This is a genomic window from Pseudomonas sp. ASL3, from assembly GCF_056680425.1.
Genome location: NZ_CM155281.1, coordinates 6001504 through 6027408, shown reverse-complemented (window position 1 = coordinate 6027408; position 25905 = coordinate 6001504). Strand labels below are relative to the sequence as shown.

At 59.6% G+C, this 25905-nt stretch carries 24 protein-coding genes; 11 read left to right on the top strand and 13 right to left on the bottom strand.

What is annotated here, in order from left to right:
- The first annotated feature begins 104 nt into the window (after window positions 1–104).
- The 4 genes from hutH (at window position 105) to hutG (ending at window position 5208) form a co-directional block, all read left to right on the top strand.
- Entirely contained in the window at window positions 105–1637 is a 1533-nt protein-coding gene (gene hutH, locus AC1MEE_RS27605) for a histidine ammonia-lyase (RefSeq protein WP_480412645.1), read from the top strand.
- Between the two features lie 105 nt (window positions 1638–1742).
- Window positions 1743–3167: an amino acid permease gene (locus AC1MEE_RS27600; protein WP_480412644.1), complete on the top strand. Its 1425-nt coding sequence runs from the start codon at window positions 1743–1745 to the stop codon at window positions 3165–3167.
- A gap of 15 nt (window positions 3168–3182) precedes the next feature.
- Window positions 3183–4388 (top strand): imidazolonepropionase, encoded by a 1206-nt coding sequence (gene hutI, locus AC1MEE_RS27595; RefSeq protein WP_480412643.1) that lies wholly within the window; start codon window positions 3183–3185, stop codon window positions 4386–4388.
- 16 nt (window positions 4389–4404) lie between these two features.
- The gene (gene hutG / locus AC1MEE_RS27590; RefSeq protein ID WP_480412642.1) at window positions 4405–5208 is read left to right on the top strand and encodes an N-formylglutamate deformylase; all 804 of its coding nucleotides are present in this window, start codon (window positions 4405–4407) and stop codon (window positions 5206–5208) included.
- Window positions 5209–5309: 101 nt separating this feature from the next.
- Here hutG and AC1MEE_RS27585 read toward each other — a convergent pair whose 3' ends face one another.
- Entirely contained in the window at window positions 5310–7541 is a 2232-nt protein-coding gene (locus tag AC1MEE_RS27585) for a heavy metal translocating P-type ATPase (protein ID WP_480412641.1), read from the bottom strand.
- An 83-nt stretch (window positions 7542–7624) separates the two neighbouring features.
- Between AC1MEE_RS27585 and cadR the strand changes: the two genes are divergently transcribed.
- Window positions 7625–8071, top strand: coding sequence for a Cd(II)/Pb(II)-responsive transcriptional regulator (gene cadR / locus AC1MEE_RS27580; RefSeq protein WP_480412640.1), 447 nt, complete (start codon window positions 7625–7627; stop codon window positions 8069–8071).
- Window positions 8072–8204: 133 nt separating this feature from the next.
- Here cadR and AC1MEE_RS27575 read toward each other — a convergent pair whose 3' ends face one another.
- Genes AC1MEE_RS27575 through AC1MEE_RS27565 form a run of 3 tightly spaced genes read right to left on the bottom strand, consistent with a single transcriptional unit; the run spans window position 8205 to window position 10863 of the window.
- Window positions 8205–9176, bottom strand: a complete 972-nt coding sequence (locus tag AC1MEE_RS27575) for a thymidylate synthase (RefSeq protein ID WP_480412639.1) — start codon at window positions 9174–9176, stop codon at window positions 8205–8207.
- Window positions 9177–9228: 52 nt separating this feature from the next.
- On the bottom strand, window positions 9229–10041 hold the full coding sequence (gene lgt, locus AC1MEE_RS27570; protein WP_480412638.1) for a prolipoprotein diacylglyceryl transferase: 813 nt from the start codon (window positions 10039–10041) through the stop codon (window positions 9229–9231).
- Between the two features lie 36 nt (window positions 10042–10077).
- Complete coding sequence (locus AC1MEE_RS27565; RefSeq protein ID WP_480412637.1) at window positions 10078–10863, bottom strand: sulfite exporter TauE/SafE family protein; 786 nt, start codon at window positions 10861–10863, stop codon at window positions 10078–10080.
- Between the two features lie 164 nt (window positions 10864–11027).
- Between AC1MEE_RS27565 and AC1MEE_RS27560 the strand changes: the two genes are divergently transcribed.
- Window positions 11028–11774: an NRDE family protein gene (locus tag AC1MEE_RS27560; RefSeq protein ID WP_480412636.1), complete on the top strand. Its 747-nt coding sequence runs from the start codon at window positions 11028–11030 to the stop codon at window positions 11772–11774.
- Window positions 11775–11899: 125 nt separating this feature from the next.
- Here AC1MEE_RS27560 and ptsP read toward each other — a convergent pair whose 3' ends face one another.
- Together ptsP and AC1MEE_RS27550 are read right to left on the bottom strand one after the other, a co-directional pair.
- Window positions 11900–14179, bottom strand: coding sequence for a phosphoenolpyruvate--protein phosphotransferase (ptsP, locus tag AC1MEE_RS27555; protein WP_480412635.1), 2280 nt, complete (start codon window positions 14177–14179; stop codon window positions 11900–11902).
- Between the two features lie 22 nt (window positions 14180–14201).
- Entirely contained in the window at window positions 14202–14681 is a 480-nt protein-coding gene (locus AC1MEE_RS27550) for an RNA pyrophosphohydrolase (protein WP_331187515.1), read from the bottom strand.
- A 142-nt stretch (window positions 14682–14823) separates the two neighbouring features.
- Here AC1MEE_RS27550 and AC1MEE_RS27545 point away from each other — a divergent pair, with 142 nt between their 5' ends.
- Window positions 14824–15480 carry a histidinol-phosphatase gene (locus AC1MEE_RS27545; protein ID WP_480412634.1) on the top strand — a complete coding sequence of 219 codons (657 nt, stop codon included), beginning with the start codon at window positions 14824–14826 and terminating at the stop codon, window positions 15478–15480.
- A 94-nt stretch (window positions 15481–15574) separates the two neighbouring features.
- On the opposite strand, the gene AC1MEE_RS27540 is transcribed toward AC1MEE_RS27545, so the two are convergent.
- Complete coding sequence (locus AC1MEE_RS27540; protein ID WP_480412633.1) at window positions 15575–16003, bottom strand: DUF2269 family protein; 429 nt, start codon at window positions 16001–16003, stop codon at window positions 15575–15577.
- A gap of 63 nt (window positions 16004–16066) precedes the next feature.
- Window positions 16067–17581 carry a threonine ammonia-lyase, biosynthetic gene (gene ilvA / locus AC1MEE_RS27535; RefSeq protein ID WP_480412632.1) on the bottom strand — a complete coding sequence of 505 codons (1515 nt, stop codon included), beginning with the start codon at window positions 17579–17581 and terminating at the stop codon, window positions 16067–16069.
- Window positions 17582–17850: 269 nt separating this feature from the next.
- On the opposite strand from ilvA, the gene rpiA reads away from it, so the two are divergent.
- Complete coding sequence (gene rpiA / locus AC1MEE_RS27530; RefSeq protein ID WP_480412631.1) at window positions 17851–18522, top strand: ribose-5-phosphate isomerase RpiA; 672 nt, start codon at window positions 17851–17853, stop codon at window positions 18520–18522.
- A 128-nt stretch (window positions 18523–18650) separates the two neighbouring features.
- On the opposite strand, the gene AC1MEE_RS27525 is transcribed toward rpiA, so the two are convergent.
- Both AC1MEE_RS27525 and AC1MEE_RS27520 read right to left on the bottom strand, forming a co-directional pair.
- Window positions 18651–19316 (bottom strand): fumarylacetoacetate hydrolase family protein, encoded by a 666-nt coding sequence (locus AC1MEE_RS27525; protein ID WP_480412630.1) that lies wholly within the window; start codon window positions 19314–19316, stop codon window positions 18651–18653.
- A 44-nt stretch (window positions 19317–19360) separates the two neighbouring features.
- Window positions 19361–20755 carry an FAD-binding oxidoreductase gene (locus tag AC1MEE_RS27520; RefSeq protein ID WP_480412629.1) on the bottom strand — a complete coding sequence of 465 codons (1395 nt, stop codon included), beginning with the start codon at window positions 20753–20755 and terminating at the stop codon, window positions 19361–19363.
- 160 nt (window positions 20756–20915) lie between these two features.
- Here AC1MEE_RS27520 and serA point away from each other — a divergent pair, with 160 nt between their 5' ends.
- Window positions 20916–22145 (top strand): phosphoglycerate dehydrogenase, encoded by a 1230-nt coding sequence (serA, locus tag AC1MEE_RS27515; protein ID WP_480412628.1) that lies wholly within the window; start codon window positions 20916–20918, stop codon window positions 22143–22145.
- A gap of 61 nt (window positions 22146–22206) precedes the next feature.
- Here the strand turns inward: serA and AC1MEE_RS27510 are convergent, their stop codons facing one another.
- A complete protein-coding gene (locus AC1MEE_RS27510) occupies window positions 22207–22659 on the bottom strand; it encodes a DUF4399 domain-containing protein (RefSeq protein ID WP_480412627.1) in 453 nt (150 codons plus the stop codon).
- A 135-nt stretch (window positions 22660–22794) separates the two neighbouring features.
- On the opposite strand from AC1MEE_RS27510, the gene AC1MEE_RS27505 reads away from it, so the two are divergent.
- Window positions 22795–23310, top strand: a complete 516-nt coding sequence (locus AC1MEE_RS27505) for a transporter substrate-binding domain-containing protein (protein ID WP_480412626.1) — start codon at window positions 22795–22797, stop codon at window positions 23308–23310.
- 25 nt (window positions 23311–23335) lie between these two features.
- Here AC1MEE_RS27505 and AC1MEE_RS27500 read toward each other — a convergent pair whose 3' ends face one another.
- Complete coding sequence (locus tag AC1MEE_RS27500; protein ID WP_480416357.1) at window positions 23336–23968, bottom strand: 2OG-Fe(II) oxygenase; 633 nt, start codon at window positions 23966–23968, stop codon at window positions 23336–23338.
- Window positions 23969–24076: 108 nt separating this feature from the next.
- Here AC1MEE_RS27500 and AC1MEE_RS27495 point away from each other — a divergent pair, with 108 nt between their 5' ends.
- A complete protein-coding gene (locus AC1MEE_RS27495; RefSeq protein ID WP_480412625.1) occupies window positions 24077–24829 on the top strand; it encodes a DUF2059 domain-containing protein in 753 nt (250 codons plus the stop codon).
- Between the two features lie 94 nt (window positions 24830–24923).
- Here AC1MEE_RS27495 and bipL read toward each other — a convergent pair whose 3' ends face one another.
- A complete protein-coding gene (gene bipL / locus AC1MEE_RS27490) occupies window positions 24924–25889 on the bottom strand; it encodes a phospholipase BipL (RefSeq protein WP_480412624.1) in 966 nt (321 codons plus the stop codon).
- Between the last annotated feature and the right edge of the window lie 16 nt (window positions 25890–25905).

The following is a 25905-nucleotide window of genomic DNA, read 5'->3' as shown; positions in this document are numbered from 1 at the left end:
CACCGGTTTTCAAAAGTTGCCGATGCGCGCGCTCACAAGGCGCAGCCGACAGGAGTTGGCTCCAAACGATCGGCAGAAATCCAGACGCTCAATGGAGTATCAACGTGACTACGTTAAACCTGATTCCTGGCCAACTGACCCTGGCGCAACTGCGAGCCATTTACCAACACCCGGTAACACTTCGCCTACATGAAAGCGCCTCGCAACAGATCGAGAACAGCGTGGCCTGCGTCGAACAGATCCTCGCCGAAAACCGTACTGCTTACGGTATCAACACCGGCTTCGGTCTGTTGGCATCGACGCGCATCGCCAGCGAAGACCTTGAGAACCTCCAGCGCTCGCTGGTGCTGTCCCACGCGGCCGGGGTCGGTCAGCCAATCAGCGATGAGCTGGTACGCTTGATCATGGTGCTCAAGGTCAATAGCCTCAGCCGTGGTTTCTCCGGTATTCGCCGCCAGGTGATCGACGCCTTGATCGCGCTGATCAACGCCGAGGTTTATCCGCACATTCCGCTCAAAGGTTCAGTCGGCGCATCCGGCGATCTCGCGCCGCTGGCCCATATGTCCCTGGTCCTGCTGGGCGAAGGCAAAGCCCGTCATAAAGGCGAATGGCTGCAAGCGACTGATGCGCTGGCCATCGCCGGGCTGAAACCGCTGACGCTGGCGGCCAAGGAAGGTCTGGCGCTGCTCAACGGCACTCAAGTCTCCACTGCGTTTGCGTTGCGTGGTTTGTTCGAAGGCGAAGACCTGTTCGCCGCTGCGCTGGCCTGTGGCTCGCTGACAGTCGAAGCGGTACTGGGCTCGCGTGCGCCGTTCGATGCCCGTATTCATGCTGCTCGCGGTCAACGCGGCCAGATCGACGCCGCAGCCTGCTACCGCGACCTGCTGGGCGAAGGCAGCGAGATTTCCGAATCCCACCGCGATTGCGACAAGGTTCAGGATCCGTACTCGCTGCGCTGCCAGCCACAGGTCATGGGCGCTTGCCTGACCCAGCTGCGTCAGGCCGCTGAAGTACTGGCCGTCGAATCCAATGCCGTTTCCGACAACCCGCTGGTGTTCGCCGCTGAAGGCGAAGTGATCTCGGGCGGGAACTTCCATGCCGAACCGGTCGCCATGGCTGCCGATAACCTGGCCTTGGCTTTTGCTGAAATCGGTGCCCTCAGCGAGCGTCGCATCTCGTTGATGATGGACAAACACATGTCGCAATTGCCGCCGTTCCTGGTAGCCAATGGCGGCGTGAACTCCGGCTTCATGATCGCTCAGGTGACCGCTGCCGCATTGGCCAGCGAGAACAAGGCATTGGCTCACCCGCACAGCGTCGACAGCATTCCGACTTCCGCCAACCAGGAAGACCACGTCTCCATGGCCCCCGCCGCTGGCAAGCGTCTGTGGGAAATGGCTGAAAACGTGCGTGGCATTCTTGCCGTAGAATGGCTGGCGGCCTGCCAGGGCCTGGATTTCCGCGATGGCCTGAAATCCTCTCCGAAGCTCGAACAAGCCCGCACCACCCTGCGCAGCAAAGTGCCGTTCTACGACAAGGACCGCTTCTTCGCGCCGGACATCGAAGCCGCCAGCCAATTGCTGGCGTCCAACTGCTTGAACACGCTGGTACCTGCCAATTTGTTGCCAAGTCTGTAAGTCATTTCCGAATCTAGTCTGATTCGCTATGGGAAGAAGCGGTGCGAACTCCGACATCGGGATTCGCACCGCTTATCGCCATACAAAAACAACAAGGGAAGCGATATGAAACAAGGTTCAACGGGGCTGAAGCGAGGACTCTCCGCTCGGCATATTCGATTCATGGCCCTTGGCTCAGCCATCGGCACCGGTTTGTTCTATGGCTCCGCATCGGCGATCCAAATGGCAGGTCCAGCGGTGTTGCTGGCCTATCTGATCGGTGGCGCGGCGGTCTTCATGGTGATGCGCGCCCTCGGCGAAATGGCCGTGCACAACCCTGTATCTGGCTCATTCGGCCAATACGCCAGTACGTATCTCGGTCCCCTCGCCGGCTTTGTCCTCGGCTGGACCTACGCCTTTGAAATGGTCATCGTCGGCCTCGCCGATGTGACCGCGTTCGGCATTTACATGGGGTTCTGGTTCCCCGAAGTACCGCGCTGGATCTGGGTGCTGGGCATCGTGTTCCTGATCGGCGCGCTTAACCTGTGCGCCGTCAAAGTCTTCGGTGAAATGGAGTTCTGGCTGTCACTGCTCAAGGTCGGCGCCATCGTTGCGATGATCCTCGGCGGTTTCGGCATCATGCTGTTCGGTATCAGCTCGTCCGCGACCGGCGCTTCCACCACCGAGACGGTTGCGAGTATCAGTAATCTTTGGGCCCATGGCGGCTTCATGCCCAATGGCATCGGCGGTCTGGTTGCCTCGTTGGCGGTGGTCATGTTCGCCTTCGGCGGCATCGAAATCATCGGGATTACTGCGGGCGAAGCCAAAGACCCGCAACGAGTGATCCCCAGCGCGATCAATGCTGTGCCGATGCGTATTTTGCTGTTCTACGTGCTGACGTTGTTCGTGCTGATGTCGATCTACCCCTGGTCGCAGATTGGCAGCCAAGGCAGTCCGTTCGTGCAGATTTTCAATAATCTGGGCATCTCCTCGGCAGCAATGGTCCTCAATATCGTGGTGATTTCGGCCGCTGTGTCGGCGATCAACAGCGATATCTTCGGTGCCGGACGCATGATGTACAGCCTGGCCGAGCAAGGTCAGGCGCCGAAAAGCTTTGCTCTGCTGTCCCGTCAGGGCGTGCCATGGATGACCGTGGTGATCATGGGCGCAGCGCTGCTTGGCGGCGTGGTCCTCAACTACTTGATCCCGGAAAACGTGTTCCTGTTGATCGCGTCCATCGCGACCTTCGCCACGGTCTGGGTCTGGCTGATGATCCTGCTCACTCAGGTCGCCATGCGCCGCTCCATGAACAGCGAAGAGGTTGCGCAACTGAAATTCAAGGTGCCGTTCTGGCCGTATGCACCTGCAGCCGCGATCGTGTTCATGCTGTTCGTATTTGGCGTACTGGGCTATTTCCCGGACAGCCGGGCGGCGCTGATCGTCGGCGCGGTATGGATCGTGTTGCTGGTGATTGCCTACCGGACCTGGGTCAAACCGAACGCGCCGAAAGCGCAACCAATACCCCAATCTTCTTCTTTCTCACATAGATAACCTCGGAGGCCGTAGATGAAAACGCTCTGGCAGCATTGCCACGTTGCAAGCATGGCGCAAGGCAAGTACTCGATCATCGAGAATGCCGCCATCGTGACGTCAGGCGAGTACATAGAGTGGATCGGCCCGCAGGCTGAGCTGCCGGCAAAAGACTATGCCAACGTCGTGGATCTGGACGGCGCCTGGGTCACACCCGGCCTGATCGACTGCCACACGCACACAGTCTTCGGCGGCAATCGCAGCGGCGAGTTCGAGCAGCGTCTGCAAGGCGTGAGCTACGCGGAGATCGCGGCGGCGGGTGGCGGTATCGCCAGCACCGTGCGCGCCACCCGGGCTGCCAGTGAAGACGAACTCTTCGCCAGCGCCGAACAACGTCTCAAGCGCTTGCTGAGCGACGGTGTGACCACGGTGGAAATCAAATCCGGTTACGGCCTGGATCTGGCCAGCGAGCGCAAGATTCTGCGGGTGATCCGGCATCTGGGCACCGTGCTTCCGGTCACCGTTCGCAGCACCTGCCTGGCCGCCCACGCCTTGCCGCCGGAATACGCTGACCGCGCTGACGACTACATCAACCATATCTGCGACAAGATGCTCCCGGCATTGGCGGCGGAAGGTCTGGTCGATGCGGTGGATGCGTTCTGCGAATACCTGGCGTTCTCGCCCGCGCAGGTCGAGAAAGTGTTTATCCGCGCTGGCCAGTTGGGTCTACCGGTGAAACTGCATGCCGAACAGCTGTCATCGCTGGCCGGCTCCAGCCTCGCCGCGCGCTATCACGCGTTGTCGGCCGATCATCTGGAGTTCATGACCGAGGCTGATGCCATCGCTATGGGCGCCGCCGGGACCGTCGCGGTGCTGCTGCCGGGCGCGTACTACTTTCTGCGGGAAACCCAACTGCCACCCATGGATGCCCTGCGCAAACACGGGGTCAACATCGCTATCGCCACTGATTTGAACCCTGGCACCTCGCCTGCCCTGTCGCTGCGCTTGATGTTGAACATGGCCTGCACGCTGTTCCGCATGACCCCGGAAGAAGCTTTGGCCGGCGTCACTCTCAACGCAGCCAAAGCGTTGGGGCTGGGCGATACCCATGGTTCGCTGGAAGTGGGCAAATTCGCCGACTTCGTGGCGTGGAAGATTGAACGGCCAGCGGATCTGGCTTACTGGCTGGGCGGCGATCTGGACAAACAGATCGTGCGTCACGGCGCTGAATCACAGGTTTGATGCTCAGGAGGCATTTGTGAATAAGGTTCTGAATTTCAAACGCGGTCGGCTACCTTTGCTGATCAGCATGCCCCACGCCGGGTTGCGTCTGACCCCGGCGGTCGAGGCCGGTCTGGTGGACGCGGCGCAAAGCCTGCCGGATACCGACTGGCACATCCCGCAGCTTTATGAATTCGCCGAAGAGCTAGGCGCCAGCACCCTGGCGGCCGAGTATTCGCGCTTCGTCATCGACCTCAATCGCCCGTCCGATGACAAACCGTTGTATGTCGGCGCGACCACCGGGCTGTATCCAGCCACGCTGTTCGACGGCTCGCCGCTGTTTCGCGAAAGTCTGGTGCCAAGCACTGAAGAACGCGCTCGCTATCTGGCGCAGATCTGGACACCGTATCACCAGACGTTGCAGCAGGAGCTGGCGCGGCTGCGTGACGAATTCGGCTATGCGATGTTGTTCGATGCGCATTCCATTCGTGGCTCGATTCCGCATCTGTTCGAAGGCCGCCTGCCGGATTTCAACCTCGGCACTTTCAACGGCGCTAGCTGCGACACGCAACTGGCCAGCCTGCTGGAAGCGACCTGCGCCGCCGCCACCGATTACACCCACATACTGAACGGGCGCTTCAAGGGCGGCCACATCACCCGCCACTACGGCGACCCGGCCAACAACATCCATGCCGTTCAGCTTGAACTGGCACAAAGCACGTACATGGAAGAGTTCGAGCCATTCAACTACCGCCCGGACCTGGCCGAGCCAACGCAGAAGATCTTGAAAAACCTGCTGCAAGGGTTGATTGGTTGGGGGCAGAAGCGATATTCGAAATAACACCGCGTCGCCCTCTTCGCGAATGAATTCGCTCCCACGGATTATCTGCAATCCCTATGGGAGCGAATTTATTCGCGAAGGCTTTAGGTCTGGCGAAACCGTTATTTCCTGAGCAACCGCAACCCGTTGAACACCACCAGCAAACTCACGCCCATGTCGGCGAACACCGCCATCCACATGGTCGCCATGCCGGCGAAGGTGACTGCAAGGAACACTGCCTTGATCGCCAGCGCCAGGGTAATGTTCTGCTTCAGGATCGTCGAGGTCTGACGTGACAGCCGCACAAAGGCCGGGATCTTGCGCAGATCGTCGTCCATCAAGGCGACATCGGCGGTTTCAATCGCCGTATCTGTTCCCGCTGCGGCCATGGCAAAACCTATCTCGGAGCGGGCCAGGGCTGGAGCATCGTTGATGCCGTCGCCAACCATGCCAACGCGGTGGCCCTGAGCATAGAGCCCTTCGATAGCCTGCAGTTTGTCAGCCGGCAACAGATTGCCCTGCGCCTGATCCATGCCCACCAAATCAGCGATTGCCTTCGCAGTGTGGGGGTTGTCGCCGGTCAGCATCACCGTCTTGATACCCAGCTCATGCAGTTGGCGGATCGCCTCGCGGCTGCTTTCCTTGACCGTATCGGCCACCGCAAACAGCGCCAGCGGGCCGGACTGATCGCACAGCAGGACCACGGTTTTGCCTTGGCTTTCCAACACATCGAGCCTGGCTTCCAACTCGGGCGAACACAGCCCCAACTCTTCAACCAAGCGGTGATTACCCAAGTGATAGAGCTGACCGCCCACCTCACCTTTGACTCCACGTCCGGCCAGCGCCGCGAACGCCTCGACTTCATGCAAACCGAGCTGTTTTTCAGCGGCGTCCTTGGCGATGGCCTGCGACACCGGGTGGTCTGAACGACTGGCGAGGCTGGCGGCAATCGCTGAGGCGGTGTCATTGACCAGGGGGTCCAGCGCCAGGAAGTCGGTCAGCACCGGCTTGCCATGGGTGATGGTCCCGGTTTTATCCAATGCCAGGTAATCCAGCTTGTGCCCGCTTTCCAGGAACACGCCACCCTTGATCAGAATCCCTTTGCGCGCCGCTGCGGCCAGCCCGCTGACGATGGTCACAGGCGTCGAAATCACCAGCGCACAAGGACAAGCGACTACCAGCAATACCAGCGCGCGATAGATCCAGTCGAACCAGGCAGCGCCCATGAACAGCGGCGGAATCAGCGCCACGGCCAAGGCAAACAAAAACACCGCTGGGGTGTAGATCCGCGAGAAGCTATCGACGAAACGCTGGGTCGGTGCCCGCGACCCTTGGGCCGCTTCAACCGCGTGGATGATCCGCGCCAACGTCGAGTTATTGGCCGCCGCCGTCACCTTGTATTCCAGCGAGCCGGCCTGATTGATGGTGCCCGCGAAGACTTTATCGCCGGCGGCCTTTTCCACCGGCAGGCTTTCCCCGGTGATCGGCGCCTGGTCGATGGTCGAGTTGCCGGACAGCACTTCACCGTCCAGCCCGACTCGTTCGCCCGGCCGCACTCGCACTAGCGCGCCCAGCTCGATACTTTTCACATCCTGCTCAAGCCAAGTACCGTCGGCCTGCCGCACCGTGGCCAGCTCCGGCGTCAGTTGCATCAGGCCTCCGATGGCATTGCGCGCCCGGTCCAGAGACTTGGCTTCGATCAACTCGGCCACGGTAAACAGGAACATCACCATCGCCGCTTCCGGCCACTGACCGATCAACACCGCACCGGTTACCGCGATGCTCATCAGCGCGTTGATGTTCAGGTTGCGGTTCTTCAGGGCGATCCAGCCCTTTTTGTAGGTCGTCAGACCACAGCTCAAAATCGACAGCAGAGCGACCAGCGCCACCACCCAGCTCGGCGCGAGTTGTGCGAAATGGATGCCCTCTGCGGCCAGCGCCGCCACACCGGACAATGCCAGCGGCCACCAGTGTTTCTTCACTGGCGAGTTAGCCGGAACGTCGGTGTTGCCGTCCTTCGCAATCAACTCGGCGTGCATGCCCAGCGACTTGATAGCGTCGACGATAGCGTCGGTGGACGGGAGGTCATGGGTGACGCCCAACACCCGATTGATCAGGTTGAATTCCAGTTGCTGCACCCCGGCCAGCTTGCCCAGTTTGTTCTGGATCAGCGTTTGCTCGGTCGGACAATCCATCTGTTCGATACGGAAACTGCTCAACTGCGCGCCAGACGAAGGCGCACCACTGAACTGGACCACCGCAGGCGCATCGGCTGATGAGCAGCAGCTGTGCGAATGATCGTGGCCATGTGCAACGGGCGTGAACTTGGCAGGTGCGTGTTCGGGATGGCTCATGATCGAGTCCTTGAAAGTGCTTATTGCCAAGTGAACACCCTGTAGCCACTATAGGGTCAAGCACGGAAACGAGATTAATCACTATGAAGATCGGCGAACTGGCGAAGCTGACTGATTGCCAGGTGGAAACCGTCCGCTATTACGAGCGCGAAGGTCTGCTGCCACCACCCGCGCGCAGCGACGGTAACTACCGGGTGTACACCCAGGCCCACGTCGAACGGCTGACGTTCATCCGCAACTGCCGCAGCCTGGACATGACCCACGAAGAAATCCGCAGCTTATTGAGCCTGCGCGACAGCCCGCAAGACCAGTGCGAAAGCGTCAATGCCCTGATCGACGAGCACATCCAGCACGTCAACGCCCGGGTGGCGAGCTTGCAGGCGTTGCAGGTGCAGTTGCTGGAACTGCGCCAAAGCTGCACCGAGGGCACGCTAAAGCAGTGCGGGATCTTGCAGCAGCTGGAGGTCAGCGGAGGGGTCGCCGCGCCAGAGAGTGAGCACTCTCATGTGGGAAGGAGTCATGGGCATTGATCGATGCAGCGCCAGCCCCTGTAGGAGCTGCCGAAGGCTGCGATAAGGCCGGCACGGCCTTCACAGAACAAACCGCGGCGACCGGTTCCCGGTCGATCGCAGCCTTCGGCAGCTCCTACAAAGTATTGTCTTCCTAAACAGCCATCGGTGCCGTCATCGCCGGATGATGCTCATACCCTTCCAGCGAGAAGTCAGACGGCTCGATCATCTCCAGCCACTCGGGCTGATACACGCCGGTCTGGGCGAAGGCTGGCACGCGCTCGGAGATCACCAGTTGCGGGGCCGGAAGCGGCTCGCGCTTGAGCTGTTCGTTGAGCATGTCCAGGTGGTTTTCGTAGACATGGGCATCGCCGATGAAATAGGTGAACCAGCGCGGCGTGTAGCCGGTCAGGCGCCCGATCAAGTGCAGCAGGGCTGCACCTTCGGTCAAGTTGAACGGCGTACCCAGCCCCAGATCGTTGGAACGAATGTACAGCGTCAGGGAGATTTCGCGCGTTTCCTGGTTCGGGTGGAACTGATAGAGCAGATGGCACGGCGGCAACGCCATTTCATCGAGCTGCGCGCAGTTCCAGCCGTGGAACAGGATCCGGCGGCTGCCCGGGTCTTTGATGATGGTGTCGACGCACTGACGAATCTGGTCGATGGCCTTGTACAGCACCACGTAGGCCTGACCGTCCTCTTCAGACTGGGCGATCTGCTGATAACCCTGGCTGATCGCCAGTTCTATGGCCGCAGGATTGCTGGTCTCGATCCTTTTATAGGCCGGCCATTTGCGCCACTGCACGCCGTAGATTTCGCCCAGATCGTCTTCGCCCTTGCGGAACGGGTTGTCCAGCCACTGCGCGTTTTCGTTGGCGTTCTGGTCCCAGACCTTGCAGCCCAGCTCGCGGAATTCGGCTGCGTTGTTCACGCCACGCAGGAAACCGACCATTTCGCCGATGGCCGACTTGAACGCCATGCGCCGAGTGGTGATCGCCGGGAAACCTTCCTTCAGGTCATAACGCAACATTGCACCGGGAAAACTGATGGTTTTCACCCCGGTACGGTTGGCCTGCAGGGTCCCGTTCTTGATCACATGGGCGACTAAATCCAGATATTGCTTCATAAATTACCTGCATCAGTGAACACGCCGGGCTACAGCACCCGGCGCTTCAGTATTAAACCGCCGCGTTTTTGGCAGCGGGGGCGCGGTGATAAGCCAGCCAGAGCAATACCAGGCCGGCGATAATCATCGGCAGGCTCAGGATTTGACCCATGGTGACCCAGCCCCACGCCAGATAACCCAGCTGGGCATCAGGCACGCGGACGAATTCGACGACAAAGCGGAAGATCCCGTAAAACAGCGCGAACATCCCCGAAACGGCCATGGTCGGGCGCGGTTTGCGCGAGAACAGCCAGAGAATGAGGAACAGCGCCACGCCTTCCAATGCGAACTGATACAGCTGCGAGGGGTGACGCGGCAACTGCGCCGGATCGCTGAACGGCGGGAAGATCATTGCCCACGGCAGATCGGTCGGCTTGCCCCACAGCTCGGCGTTAATGAAGTTGCCGATCCGCCCGGCCCCCAATCCAATCGGCACCATCGGTGCGACGAAGTCCATCAGCTCGAAGAACGACTTGCCGTTGCGCTTGCCGAACCACCAGGCCGCCAGCATCACCCCGACAAAGCCACCGTGGAACGCCATGCCGCCTTTCCAGACTTCGAAAATCAGCAGTGGATTGGCGATATAAGCGCTCAAATCGTAGAACAGCACATAACCCAGCCGACCACCGACGATCACCCCCATGGCGAGCCAAAAGATCAGGTCAGAGAGCTTCTCCTTGGTCCAGGTCGGATCGAAGCGATTCAAGCGGCGTGAAGCGAGTAACCAGGCACCACCGATACCGATCAGGTACATCAAGCCGTACCAATGGATTTTCAGCGGGCCGATGGCCAACGCTACCGGGTCAATCTGCGGGTAAGGCAGCATTGCGACTCCTCAATTAAAACGCTCTAGTGACTAGAGCTACTGAACCAGAAAGCTTATACCCACGCATAACAGCAGCGCAGCGAACATTCGTTTCAACAGGCGTGGCGATAGTTTATGCGCCAACCGGGCGCCGAAGCGCGCGAAAAACATACTGGTCAGGGCAATGCCAAGCAGCGCTGGCAAATAGATGAAACCCAGACTGTGCGCCGGCAGCAGCGGATCATGCCAGCCCAGCACCATGAAACTCAGGGCTCCAGCCAACGCGATGGGCAGCCCACAGGCCGACGAGGTCGCTACCGCCTGCTGCATTGGCACACTGCGCCAGACCAGGAACGGCACGGTCAGCGATCCGCCACCGATGCCAAAGATGGCCGAGGCCCAGCCGAGAAAAGTACCGGCCACCGTCAGCCCTACCTTGCCCGGCACGCCACGGGTAGCCTTGGGCTTGAACTCTGCGAGCAACTGCAAGGCCACCAGCACGGCGAACACGCCAATGATCTTTTGCAGGTGCGGACCGGCGATAGCTTTGGCCGTCAACGCACCGAAACCGGCACCGATGAGAATCCCCACGGTCAGCCAGACAAAGATCGCCCAACGCACAGCGCCTATGCGGTGATGCTCACGCACCGCGTTGACCGAGGTAAAAATGATCGTCGCCAGGGATGTTCCAACGGCCAGGTGGGTCAATATCGATGCATCGAAGCCTTGCAGCGTGAAGCTGTAGACCAGCACCGGAACGATGATGATCCCGCCGCCCACGCCAAACAGCCCGGCCAGCACGCCGGCGCAAGCGCCCAACGCCAAATAGAGCAGAAATATCATGGGTGTCCCCCAAATCAGTCCGGCATGGTAACGGAAGCACGGCACTCAGCTCTAGGGTCTGTTGGCGTTTGGTGACGACCGCCACCAAACGTCAATAGACCCTAGCGGTGCGCGATGGATGTCCATTCGATCTGTGGGTAGAGTGGCGAAAAAAGGAGGTCCGTATGTGCCTGATCGTCTTCGCCTGGCGCCCTGCTCACCGCCGGCCATTGGTCGTCGCCGCCAATCGCGATGAGTTCTACGCGCGCCCGAGCCTGCCGTTGGCGCAGTGGCCAGAGGCACCCGGCGTGTATGCGGGACGCGACCTTGAGGCCGGAGGAACCTGGCTGGGTGTCGGCGCCCACGGTCGTTTTGCCGCACTGACCAATATCCGCAACCCGAATCAACCGCTGGGGCGCCGTTCCCGCGGCGAACTGGTGGCGCAGTATCTGTGTGGCGAGCAATCGACCGAAGACTATCTGGCCGAAGTGGTGGGCCGCTCCGACGAGTACGCGGGCTTCAATTTGTTGCTCGGGACCGCCGACACGCTGTATTACCTGAGCGCCGTGAATCCGCATCCGCAGCGCTTGGCAGAAGGTATTTATGGCGTGTCGAATGCAGGGCTGGATACCCCGTGGCCGAAAGTGCTGAAGGCCAAAGCCGCCCTCGCCGCACAACTGCATGACCCGCAGCCGTCGGGGCTTCTGGCGCTACTGCGCGATCGCGAGACCGCTCCGCTTGCTGAACTGCCCAATACCGGTGTCGGTCTGGCGACTGAGAGTTTGCTGTCGAGCGTATTCATCTCCAGCCCCACCTACGGCACCCGAGCCAGCAGCGCCTTGATCGTCAACGCCGACGGCAGCCGCCACTTCATCGAGCACAGCTTCGGGCCCTATGGCGGGCAGTTGGGTGAGGTTGAGTTGCGGGTTTAGATCTTCGGCGCCTGGGCTGACGCCATCGCGGGCAAGAACTAGGCGTCCCCCCCGCTCCTACAGTTGATCGCATACCCCTGTAGGAGCGGGCTTGCCCGCGATGGCGTGTTGTCAGGCGACTCGAATCAATGCCCTTTCACCGAAGCCGGATTGATCATCCGCGCCAGGCCGAGGTTTTTCAGTGCCAGTTGCAGGGAGCTGTGGATGACCTGCGGGTTGTCGATGGTCATCAACTCCGCCAACAATTCCCTGGACTTGCTCAGGTTGATCTGACGCAGCATCCACTTCACCTTCGGCAGGTTGGTGGCGTTCATCGACAGGCTGTCGAAGCCCATCGCCATCAACAGCACCGCGGCCGCCGGGTCGCCGGCCATCTCACCGCAGATACTGACCGGTTTGCCTTCGATGTGGGCATCACGCACCACATGCTGCAGGGCTAGCAGGACTGCCGGGTGCAGGTAGTCATACAGATCGGCAACCCGCGGGTTGTTGCGATCGACCGCCAGCAGGTATTGAGTCAAGTCGTTGGATCCGACCGAGAGGAAGTCCACCTGACGCGCCAGTTCGCGCGTCTGGTAAACCGCCGCCGGGACTTCAATCATCACGCCAACAGGTGGCATCGGCACGTCGAAACCTTCGTCGCGCACCTCGCCCCAGGCACGGTGAATCAGGTGCTGCGCCTCTTCAACCTCATGCGTACCCGAGATCATCGGTAGCAGGATCCGCAAGTTGTTCAAGCCTACGCTGGCCTTGAGCATGGCGCGGGTCTGCACCAGGAAGATTTCCGGGTGATCGAGGGTGACGCGGATCCCGCGCCAGCCGAGGAACGGGTTGTCTTCCTTGATCGGGAAGTACGACAGCGATTTGTCGCCGCCGATATCCAGGCTGCGCATGGTCACCGGCAGCGGATGGAAGGCCGCCAGTTGTTCGCGATAAATCGCCAGCTGTTCTTTTTCGCTCGGGAAGCGCTGGTTGATCATGAACGGCACTTCGGTGCGGTACAGACCAACACCTTCGGCGCCACGCTGCTGAGCACGAGCGACGTCGGCCAGCAGGCCGGTGTTGACCCACAACGGCATGCGATGCCCGTCCAGGGTCACACACGGCAACTCACGCAGGGCATCGAGGCCCTGGGACAGTTGCCGCTCTTCTTCGACCACCTCGGCGTACTGCTTGCGCATGATATCGCTGGGGTTGGTGAAGACCTCGCCGTGGTAGCCGTCGACGATCAGTTCAATACCATCGACCTTGGAGTACGGCAGATCGACCACGCCCATGACCGTGGGAATACCCATGGCCCGCGCCAGAATCGCGACGTGGGAGTTGCCGGAGCCGAGTACCGAGATCAGGCCGACCAGCTTGCCTTCGGGCACTTCACCGAGCATCGCCGGTGTCAGCTCTTCGCTGACCAGAATGGTGTTGTCGGGGTACACCAGCGTCTGCTGGCGCGCCTCCTGCAAATAGGCCAACAGCCGACGACCCAAGTCTTTGACGTCGGAAGCGCGCTCACGCAGGTAATCGTCGTCCATCAACTCGAAACGTTTGACGTGTTCGCCGACCACTTGCCGCAACGCGCCTTGTGCCCATTGCCCGGTCTTGATCACGTTGGTCACTTCGCTGCCCAGCGAAGCGTCATCGAGCATCATCAGGTAGACGTCGAACAGCGCCCGCTCTTCGGGGCGCAACTGGGTGGCAAGCTTGGCCGACAGCGAGCGCATGTCGCCACGCACGCCTTCCAGTGCATTCTGGAACAGCGCCAGTTCAGCGGTGATATCGCTGACGCTTTTGTCCGGCACCACTTCCAGATCTGCCGGCGGCAACATGACCACGGCCGTACCGACCGCAGCGCCCGGAGAACCTGCGACACCGACGAACTTGGCTTCCTGAATACCTTTGCCCTGACGACCCAGGCCGCGGATCGAGCCCGTGGCTTCAGCGTGGGCAATAACGCCCGCCAGTTGGGCGCTCATGGTCACGAGAAAGGCTTCTTCGCCCTCGTCGAACTGACGCCGCTCCTTTTGCTGGATCACCAACACGCCGACCACACGACGGTGGTGGATGATCGGTGCGCCAAGGAAAGAGGCATAACGCTCTTCGCCGGTCTCGGCAAAGTAGCGATATCGTGGGTGATCGGCGGCGTTTTCGAGGTTCAGCGGTTCTTCGCGGGTACCCACGAGGCCGACCAGGCCTTCGTTCGGCGCCATGCTGACCTTGCCGATAGAACGCTTGTTCAGGCCCTCGGTGGCCATCAACACGAAGCGGTTGGATTCAGGGTCGAGCAAATAGACCGAGCAGACCTGGCTGCCCATGGCCTCTTTGACGCGTAACACAATAATCCCCAACGCCGCCTTGAGATCCTTGGCGGAGTTAACTTCCTGGACGATCTTGCGCAGCGTATTGAGCATGGCTCGGGGTCGAACTCCGTCGTCAGTCGCGCGCTAACAGGCGCGGGGCAAGCTCTTTAAGGGCGCGTCGATAAACCTCGCGCTTGAATGTCACCACCTGGCCCAACGGATACCAATAACTGACCCAACGCCAGCCATCGAACTCCGGTTTACCGGTCAAATCCATCCGCACCCGCTGCTCATTGGAGATCAGGCGCAGGAGAAACCACTTCTGTTTCTGGCCGATGCACAGCGGTTGGCTGTGGGTTCTGACCAGACGTTGCGGCAAACGATAACGCAACCAGCCCCGGGTGCAGGCGAGAATTTCAACATCTTGCCGTTCCAGCCCGACTTCTTCATTCAATTCGCGGTACAAAGCGTCTTCCGGCGTCTCCTGAGGATTGATTCCACCTTGAGGAAACTGCCAGGCGTCTTGGTTGATTCGCCGAGCCCATAAGACCTGGCCAGCATCATTTGTCAGAATAATCCCGACATTAGGGCGGAAACCATCGGGGTCGATCACGGCAACAACCTCGTAAACGCATGTCGCCGCATTGTTCCACAAAGATTATGAAAGCAGCAACGAGGCTACGCAGCTTATGTGCACTCTTGTGAAAACGCCGTATTCTGTGGGCCTTTTTTCAGCTAATTCAGCGGGTAACTGCATGCGCCTGGCTTTATTCGACCTCGACAACACGCTTCTGGGTGGCGACAGCGACCACGCATGGGGCGATTACCTGTGCGAGCGCGGCATCCTCGACGCCATCGCCTACAAGGCGCGTAACGACGCGTTTTACCAGGATTACCTGGCGGGCACCCTGAATCTGACCGATTACCTGAACTTCAGCCTGGAAATACTGGGCCGTACCGACATGGCCCAACTGGATGAATGGCACCGCGACTTCATGCGTGATTGCATCGAGCCGATCATCCTGCCCAAAGCCGAAGCGTTAGTGGCCAAGCATCGTGAAGCGGGCGACAAACTGGTGGTGATCACCGCAACCAACCGTTTTGTCACCGCGCCGATAGTCGCGCGCCTGGGCGTGGATACTCTGCTCGCCACCGAATGCGAAATCGTAGACGGTCGCTACAGCGGTCGCACCACGGATATACCGTGCTTTCGTGAAGGCAAAGTGACGCGCCTCAATCGTTGGCTCGAAGAAACCGGCCTAAACCTCGACGACAGCTATTTCTACAGCGATTCGCTGAACGACCTGCCGCTGCTGGAGCAAGTCGCCAACCCGGTGGCCGTCGATCCGGACCCGAAACTGCGCGCCGAAGCGGAAAAGCGTGGCTGGCCGGTGATTACGTTAAGAAAGTGATCGATCCAGACACCATCGCGGGCAAGCGCGCTCCTACAGTAGATCGCATTGTAGGAGCGCGCTTGCCCGCGATAAGGTCCGAAGGAGCTTCCAGCTAAACCGGTTTCGCGCCCATCAACCCGGCGATCGCGACAAAGCACACGCCGCTGAACACCGCCAACGCCAAGGTGAACTTCGGATGGCCGATGGCCGCCGGCACGCGCAGGCGGTTGAGTCGCACCAGCAGCCACAGCCAGCTCAGGCTGCCGAGCATGTACAACACGCTCGCCGCCAACAGCCAGGTCTGACTCAGCGGCCAGCCAGCGTAGTGCACCAGCCACCAGCCACTGATGGGCAGCGTCAGCAGACACAGCGCCATCAAGATCCAGGCGAACAGCCAAGGCCGTTGCAGAGTGCGGTTCTGGATCGATGTATCCCCCGCGAGTCGACCGCGGACAACCCAGACGATGAGCCCAAGGGCACTCAGAAAGAACAGCGCGGTCGCCACCATGTGCAGAATTTTGAGACTGGTGAAATGTTCCATTTTCGGTGAATCCCTGTCAGATCATGCTTTTCAGCTTAGCAGCGCGGCCACTTCGCCAGCTCTTTACCCCAGGAACAGCTTGTACGCCGGGTTATCGCTTTCATCCCAATACGGATAGCCAATCTCGGCCAGCGCCGCGGGCACCAGATGGCGTTCGTCTTCCGGCACCACCAGCCCGGCCATGACACGGCCATCCGCTGCGCCATGGTTGCGATAGTGGAACATCGAGATGTTCCAGTGCCCGCCAAGCTTGTTGAGGAAGTTGAACAGCGCGCCCGGGCGTTCCGGGAATTCGAAGCGGAATACCACCTCATCGCTGACCCGCGCCGCATGACCGCCGACCATATGGCGGATGTGCAACTTCGCCAGTTCGTTGTCGGTCAGGTCCAGCACCGGAAAACCCTGCTCGTTCAGGCTGCTGATCAGCGCAGCACGTGGGTCGTTTTCCGGGTGGGTCTGCACGCCGACGAAGATGTGCGCTTCGCGGTCGGTGTGGTAGCGGTAGTTGAATTCGGTGATCTGGCGTTTGCCGATGGCTTCGCAGAAGGCTTTGAAGCTGCCAGGTTTTTCGGGGATGGTTACGGCGATGATCGCTTCGCGGCCTTCGCCCAGTTCGGCGCGCTCAGCGACGTGGCGCAGGCGGTCGAAGTTGACGTTGGCGCCGGAGTCGATCGCCACCAGAGTCTGGCCAGTGACGCCGTACAGCTCGACGTATTTCTTGATCCCGGCGACGCCCAGTGCACCGGCAGGCTCGGTGATCGAGCGGGTGTCGTCGTAGATGTCCTTGATTGCCGCACAGATTTCATCGGTGCTGACGGTGATCACTTCGTCGACGTAATCCTTGCAGATGTCGAAGGTGTGCCGGCCGATCTGCGCCACCGCGACGCCATCGGCGAACAGCCCGACCTGGCTCAATACCACCCGCTCGCCGGCTGCCATGGCGGCTTGCAGGCAGTTGGAGTCGTCCGGCTCGACGCCGATCACCTTGATCTCCGGGCGCAGGTATTTGACGTACGCCGCGATGCCCGCGATCAAGCCACCGCCGCCCACCGGGACAAAAATCGCGTCCAGACGGCCCGGATGCTGACGCAGAATCTCCATCGCCACCGTGCCTTGCCCGGCGATGGTGTCGGGATCGTCATACGGGTGGATGTACACGTAGCCCTTTTCGTCCACCAGTTTCAGCGAGTAGGCCAGCGCTTCGGGGAACGAATCGCCGTGCAGCACCACTTTGCCGCCGTGTGAACGCACGCCTTTGATCTTGATCTCGGGGGTGGTTTTGGGCATGACGATGGTGGCTTTGATCCCCAGCACCTTGGCCGCCAACGCCACCCCTTGTGCATGATTGCCGGCCGACGCAGTGACCACGCCCCGCGCCAATTCAGCTTCGCTCAGTTGTGCCAGCTTGTTGTAGGCGCCGCGAATCTTGAACGAGAACACTGGCTGCAGGTCTTCGCGCTTGAGCAACACCTTGTTGCCGAGGCGCTCGGACAGCTGGCGGGCCGACTGCAAGGGGGTTTCAACGGCCACGTCGTAAACGCGCGAGGTGAGGATTTTCTTGACGTACTGTTCAAGCATCGGGAAAGCATCACTGGCGAATGGGACGAAGTCGCGAAGTTTAACCCAGCCCTCGGACGGGCGCCCACACGAATGACAGGGTTTTACACCTGCCATGTCGCTATAATGCCCGTCCTTTTGCACACCTTTGCTCGACTGTAGGAGCTGCCGAAGTCTGCGATAAGGTCGGGACGACCTTCATTCGATTGAATATCGCGACCGCTTCGCGGTCGATCGCAGCCTGCGGCAGCTCCTACAGGAACCGAGCCACTTCGCACCGTGGAGCCCGCATGACCCAGGATCAACTCAAACAGGCCGTGGCCCAAGCCGCTGTCGACTTCATCCTTCCGAAACTCGACGACAAGAGCGTCGTGGGTGTCGGTACCGGCTCCACGGCCAACTGTTTCATCGATGCGCTGGCCAAACACAAAGGCGCGTTCGATGGCGCTGTCGCCAGTTCCGAAGCCACTGCTGCGCGCCTCAAGGGCCATGGTATTCCGGTGTATGAACTGAATACCGTCAGCGATCTGGAGTTTTACGTCGATGGCGCCGATGAAACCGACGACCGTCTGCACCTGATCAAAGGCGGCGGCGCTGCGTTGACCCGGGAAAAGATCGTCGCGGCCGTGGCCCAGACGTTCATCTGCATCGCCGACGGCAGCAAGCTGGTGCCGGTGCTGGGCGAGTTCCCGCTGCCCGTCGAAGTGATCCCGATGGCGCGCAGCCATGTTGCCCGTCAACTGGTGAAACTGGGCGGCGACCCGGTCTATCGCGAAGGCGTGCTGACCGACAACGGCAACATCATCCTCGACGTGTTCAACCTGAACATCACCAACCCGGTGGAACTGGAAACCCAGATCAACGCCATCGTCGGCGTCGTCACCAACGGCCTGTTCGCGGCGCGTCCTGCTGATCTGCTGTTCTTGGGTACTGCTGAAGGCGTGAAGACACTTAAACGCTGAAACCAGGGGACTGATTTATTTTTCGCGCTCTTTGAAAAATCAATCTGTCCCCGGCCTCAACAGCAGCAGCGGGGACAGATTAATTTTCGATGAAGCGCTGAAAATAAATCAGTCCCCTCGCTACTGGTTTAGCGAACGCTGCTTTCGAAACGGCTCTTGCCGGTCAACTCCAGCACGATTTCATCGCCAGCATTGAACGGGCCGACGCCTGGCGGGGTACCGGTCATGATCACGTCACCGGCCTGCAACGAAAAGTGCGACGCCATGTGCTGAATCATCGGCACGATGGGGTTGAGCATTGCGCTGCTGTTGCCGTCCTGGCGCACTTCACCGTTGATGGTCAGGCGAATGCCGATATCGGTCAGGTCTTCGTAGGCGTCGGCCGATACGAACGGTGCGATCACGGCTGCACCATCGAACGACTTGGCGATTTCCCACGGCAGGCCTTTTTCCTTGAGCTTGGCCTGCACGTCACGCAAGGTCAGATCCAGACCCGGAGCGAAGCCGGTAATCGCATCCAGCACTTCTTCACGCGATGGGTTGCGGGTCAGCGGCTTGCCGATCAACACCACGATTTCGGCTTCATAGTGCACCGAACCACGGTCGGCCGGGATGGTGAACCCGCCCTCCAGAGCGACCACACAGCTGCCGGGTTTGATGAACAGCAACGGTTCGGTAGGCACCGGATTATTCAGCTCTTTGGCGTGCTCGGCGTAATTGCGACCGATACAGACGACTTTGCCCACCGGAAAGTGGACCCGCGTACCGTCGACATACTGGTGCTGATAGCTCATGGGCGACTCCTGGGTCTCTATGCGGCCGCATTCAGGCCTACTGATCAAACAGCGAAGATCTTGCCAGGGTTCATGATCCCGTTGGGATCGAACACCGCCTTGACCGCTTTCATGTATTCGATTTCTACCGGCGAACGGCTGTACGTCAGGTAGTCACGCTTGGTCATGCCCACGCCATGTTCGGCGGAAATCGAGCCGTTGTATTTCTGCACGGTCTCGAACACCCACTTGTTGACCGTAGCGCACTTGGCGAAAAACTCATCCTTGCTCAGGTTTTCTGGCTTGAGGATGTTCAAATGCAGGTTGCCGTCGCCGATGTGACCGAACCAGACGATTTCGAAGTCCGGGTAGTGTTTGCCGACGATAGCGTCGATTTCCTTGAGGAAGGCCGGCACTTTCGACACGGTGACCGAGATGTCGTTCTTGTACGGCGTCCAGTGCGAGATGGTCTCGGAAATGTATTCGCGCAACTTCCACAGGTTCTGCAACTGCTGATCGCTCTGGCTCATCACGCCATCGAGTACCCAGCCCTCTTCGACACAGTGTTCGAAGGTCGCCAGCGCATCGTTGGCCACTTCTTCAGTGGTCGCTTCGAATTCCAGCAACGCGTAGAACGGGCAATCGGACTCGAAAGGAGCCGGCACATCGCCGCGCGCCAGGACTTTGGCCAATGCTTTGTCGGAGAAGAATTCGAAAGCGGTCAGATCGAGCTTGTTCTGAAAGGCGTGCAACACCGGCATGATCGCGTCGAAATCGCTGGTACCGAGAACCATGGCGGTCAGGTTTTTCGGCGCACGATCCAGACGCATGGTGGCTTCGACGACAAAGCCCAGCGTACCTTCGGCGCCAATGAACAGCTGCCGCAAGTCGTAGCCGGTGGCGTTCTTGATCAAATCCTTGTTCAGCTCGAGCAGGTCGCCTTTACCGGTGACGACTTTCATGCCAGCCACCCAATTGCGGGTCATGCCGTAGCGAATAACCTTGATTCCGCCGGCATTGGTGCCGATATTCCCGCCAATCTGACTGGAACCGGCGGAAGCGAAGTCGACCGGATAATACAGGCCCTTATCTTCCGCCAGGGTTTGCAGCTGTTCAGTGATCACGCCCGGTTGGCAGACCACGGTGCGGTCCGTGATATTGAAATCCAGCACCTGATTCATGTAATCGAACGCAACCACCACTTCGCCATTGGCAGCGACCGCCGCAGCAGACAGGCCGGTTCGTCCGCCGGATGGCACCAGCGCAATCTTGTGCTCATTGGCCCAGCGAACAATGGCCAGCACCTGCTCGGTGGTCTTCGGAAACACGATGGCGACAGGTGCAGGCGCGAAATGCTTGGTCCAATCCTTCCCGTAAACATTGAGGGAGTCGGCATCGGTCAGCACTTTGCCGGCCTCAACCAGGGTCTTCAGCTCATCTATCAGGGCAGGATTGGTCATCGACGGAACTCTCGAACAATTCATGGTCATCCTGAGAACGCTTCACGTCCAGGAATGGGTGTTTCGCGGGGTGCATATGCTAGCATACGCACCTCGCTAATCGTGCCTACGGCCGATCTGCGCCCCCTGCCATTTTTCTCCGGGACACAGGTTTACGCAGATGAGCAAGACTTCTCTCGATAAGAGCAAGATCAAGTTCCTTCTTCTCGAAGGCGTCCACCAATCCGCCGTGGACGTCCTCAAGGCCGCCGGCTACACCAGCATCGAGTACGTAACCAGTTCTCTGCCGGAAGCCGAGCTGAAGGAAAAGATCGCTGATGCGCACTTCATTGGCATCCGTTCGCGCACTCAACTGACCGAAGAGGTCTTTGATTGTGCGAAGAAACTGGTCGCTGTCGGCTGTTTCTGCATCGGTACCAATCAGGTCGATCTCAACGCAGCTCGCGAACGCGGCATCGCTGTCTTCAACGCCCCCTACTCCAACACCCGTTCAGTGGCGGAGCTGGTACTGGCTGAAGCGATCCTGTTACTGCGCGGCATCCCTGAGAAAAACGCTTCCTGCCACCGTGGTGGCTGGATCAAAAGCGCGGCCAACTCCTTCGAAATTCGCGGCAAGAAACTGGGCATCATCGGCTACGGCTCGATCGGCACCCAACTTTCCGTGCTGGCTGAAGGCCTGGGCATGCAGGTGTTTTTCTACGACACCCTGACCAAACTGCCGCTGGGCAACTCGACTCAGGTCTCCAGCCTGACCGAATTGCTGGGTCTGGCTGACATCGTCACCCTGCACGTCCCGGAAACTGCTGAAACCCAGTGGATGATCGGCGAGAAAGAAATTCGCGCGATGAAAAAGGGTAGCATCCTGATCAACGCCGCTCGCGGCACCGTGGTCGAGTTGCAGGCACTGGCTGACGCAATCAAGGACAAACACCTGATCGGCGCCGCCATCGACGTCTTCCCGGTCGAACCTCGCTCCAACGATGAAGAGTTCGAAAGCCCGCTGCGTGGTCTGGACAACGTGATCCTGACCCCGCACATCGGTGGCTCGACCGCTGAAGCGCAGGCCAACATCGGTCTGGAAGTGGCAGAGAAGCTGGTCAAGTACAGCGACAACGGTACGTCGGTGTCCTCGGTCAACTTCCCGGAAGTGGCGCTGCCGGCTCACCCTGGCAAGCACCGTTTGCTGCACATCCACGAAAACATTCCGGGTGTGATGAGCGAGATCAACAAGGTCTTCGCCGAAAACGGTATCAACATCTCCGGTCAGTTCCTGCAAACCAACGAGAAAGTCGGTTACGTGGTGATCGATGTCGACGCCGAGTACTCCGATCTTGCGCAAGAAAAACTACAACACATCAAAGGCACTATCCGTAGCCGCGTGTTGTTCTAAGTTTTTCTGACGTACAAAAAAGGAGACCCTCGGGTCTCCTTTTTTATTCCGCAAAAAACAGCTATTTGACGGTAATGGTGATTTTCTCCGACTCGACTGGAGGATTGAGCGGGATGTGGCCTTTGTCGCCCATCAGCAATTGCAGGGTGTGTTTGCCCGGCGTCAGGGTCAGTTCGGTTTCGGTCTGGCCTTTGCCGAAGTGTTTGATGTTGTCCGTCGCCGGCAGCGGCGCATCCATTGCAGGCTGATCTTTGACGTCGATCAGCAGATGGTGGTGACCCGTGTCCGGAACATCGACACCCGCTGGCGCGACACCCATGCCTTTGAGGCCGAACTGGACCTTGAACGTCTTGCCCACGGTGGCGCCATCTTTCGGCGAAATGATGTACACCTCGGCACCTGCAGGCGAGGCAGTACGCGGAACATCGGCAGCGGTAGCCAGCGTGGAAGCGCCCAACAAAGAGCCCCCCAACAATAAGCCAGCGATAGCAGCTCTTGAAAATAAGGTCTTCATGATCTCTCCAGGTTTGTTACAAAAATTTGGAGCTGAAACTACAACTTCGGTTTTTTGGCTGTCCAAAGCTGCGGCCGACTACGCTAAACACCATAGAGCATAGCGGCTCTGATTTCTTTTCTTCTAGGAGTGCCCATGCGCTTTGTGCCTGGCCTGTTACTTTTATCTGCCGTTCTGAGCCCGCTGGCTCATGCCGAATTGATCGACGACGTGAACGATCGCGGCGAGTTGCGCATTGCCATGGAGGGAAATCTTGCCCCCTTTAATTTCACCAAGGACGGCAAACTGACCGGATTCGAAGTCGAGCTGGGTGAGATGCTGGCCGAAGAGTTGGACTTGGGCACCTCGTTCATTCCCACCGATGCGGCTGACTTGATGCAAGGTGTCGAAAGCGACAAGTACGATATTGCCCTGAACCACATCGCCGTGACCCCGGAACTGGAGAAGAAGATCGATTTCAGTGAGCCCTACAGCTATTCCAACGCGCCAGTCGGCAAGCCCATGCCCTTGGCGATTGCGTTTCAGAAGGGCAACCCGGCGTTTCAGGGCGTGCTGGACAGGGCATTGCAAAGAATCAAGGCCGATGGCCGCCTGAGCGCGTTGTCGGAGAAATGGTTCGGCGTCGATACAAGCAAGCCGCCCAAGAGTTGATCAGCAGAGTCGGGCGGCATCGGGTTTAGAACGGATCATCCCCTCGCCGCCGGAACCAGCCCGTCAGGGAAAGACGATCACGGGTCGACGGCAGTACCTCATGGGGTATTTCACCGGAGAGGAACACCACCAGACAGCCGCCCGTGGGCTGTACGTCATATTCGACTTCGTCTTTGAGATACATGCGCAGCTGACCGCCGTGCTCGGGCAACCAGGACTGGTTCAGGTAAAGCACCGCCGAGACCATACGTCGGTCATCATCGCGAAAGCGATCAACGTGCTTGAGGTAAAACGCCCCCGGCGGATAGAGCGCGAAATGGCTCTCATAGTCTTCCAGCCCGAGAAACAACCCGCGATTGAGGGCCTGACGCAGGCTGTCCATCAACTCCAGATAACGATCACACGCCACGACCTCACCGGCTTCCAGCCATTGGATATGATCGCCGCGAACCCCTTCGCGCACTTCCTGAGTCAAGCCCCGGCCCACGGCCGCAGGCGACAGCTCGCCCTCGGCTGAACGCTTGCGGCACTCTGCGGCCAACTCAAGAGTCAAAATTTCTGGCAAGAAAATATTCTGCTGCGACCAACCCTGGGCGGCCAGGTCGTCGACGATTCGTAACAGCAGCGGGTGATCAGAGGGTATTCGCATGGTGCGCATAGTATCCATACGCTTTGAAATCCGACAGAGCCGCCGAGCAACCAAAGGGATAACTCGACAAGTCAACGCTCAGACACCGAGAATAGCGCCCTGCTGACAGGAGTCCTTATGCGCCGTTTGTTTTTTTTACTGTTGATGTTCTGCACGTTGCCCGCTTGGGCAGACGGCCACGACCAGTTGTACAAGGTCGCCGGCTGGCCAGAACAACGCGCGCATTTCACCGCGGCCCTGGACGCCGCTCAACAACGCTATCGCAACAGCCTGCCGCCTGCGGTCTATCAAGCATTGGTCGCTAACAGCAATCAGCGCTTCGCGCCGCAAGCCATGGATCAGCGCGCCGAGCAGCACTTGCGGCAGGCCCTGAAGGACCCGGCGCCGGCGCTGGAGTTCTTTCAATCACCTTTGGGGCGCAAAGTCGTCACCGCTGAACTGACTGCAACCCGTCCTGATCAACTGGCAAAAAATGCCCAGGGCCTGCCACATATCGAAGCCAGCGCAACCCGTCAGTTGTTGATCGGTCATCTGGCCCATGCCCTACCCGCCCGTGAAGCCGGGGCCGAAGTCAGCCTCGCCATCGCCGGCGTCGCTGCCGACAGCCTCAGCCAGATGATCCCCGGCCTGCTGGGCGGCGGTCAGGCCCAAAGTATGCTCGACGGTCAGCGTGAGCGCTTGATGGAGCAAATCGGCAACGATTTGAACAACACCCTGCTCTACGTCTACCGCGACCTTTCCGACCCGGAACTGGAAGAGTTCGACACCTTCGCCGAGTCGCCGGAAGGCAAGGCTTACTATCAGGCGGCTCTGGCAGCGATTCGCGCAGGGCTGGCGGTTGGGCAAAGCACATCGAGTCTGGCGCCGTAGGAACTACGCGGCGTGTCAGTGACGCAGCCTTCGCGAATGAATTCGCTCCCACAGAGATTTGCGCCCTGTGGGAGCGAATTCATTCGCGAAGGGTTTAACGCGGTGTATCGAACCGCTCGCTCAAGAATGCGAAATATCGCTGACGCATCTCGGGCAGTTCGTTGGCCAGGTGATGCCGTGCCCCACTCAGCATCAATATCTGCGGCTGGGCGAATTTATCGTGGAGCACTTCAAGGTTGTGGCCCCAGTCGACGGTCATGTCCGCGTCACCCTGAACAACCATGGGGCTGCGCGTACTGCGCGGCGCAGCTTCGATGCGCTTGATCCACTTGGCCAAGGCCCCCACCCATGCGGTTGGCAGGCGCCGCGGCTGTAGCGGATCAGCCAAGAGAAACGGCAGGAAGGCCGGGTCGTTGGTATTTTCGCTGAAGCGCCGTTCAATGCCTTTGACGAAGGGGCCGAGCAGGCAGTAGCTGAGCTTCGACCATACCCAGCCGCGCGGTCGAATCAGCGGCGCCAGCAAGATACTTTGCCCTTGCGCCGGGCTATCGACGCCGTGAGTGAGCAGATGGTCGATCACAATCGCCCCGCCGGTACTTTGCCCGCACAGATGCCAAGGGTGCGGCAATTGCAGGCTCATCGCTTCGGCGAACAACGCGTGCAGCACAACCTGGTACTCGGCGAAGTCATGGATGCTGGCGCGAACGCCGCTGGACAAGCCATGCCCCGGCAGGTCACAGGTAATCACTGCAAAATTCTGCTCCAGGGCCCACTCGACGACGTGCCGATACAGGCCCATATGGTCGTAGAAGCCATGCACCAGAAACAGGGTGGCAACAGGTCGTTCGGGAAGCCAGACCTGGCTCACCACTTCATAACCACCGACATCGAACCGCCCCAGCCAACTGCGGACCAGCGGCTCGTGTTCAACTGCCTCACGCCCGGCAAAAGCCAGACCATAGAAGCGCTGATAGGCCAGCCCTTGCTCGGACATCGGCTGCGCTGCAAGCAAAGGCCGCAGGCTGGATCGTAAAGAATCAGGGTCGAACGTGGCGAACATGAGGCTTCCAGGCAAA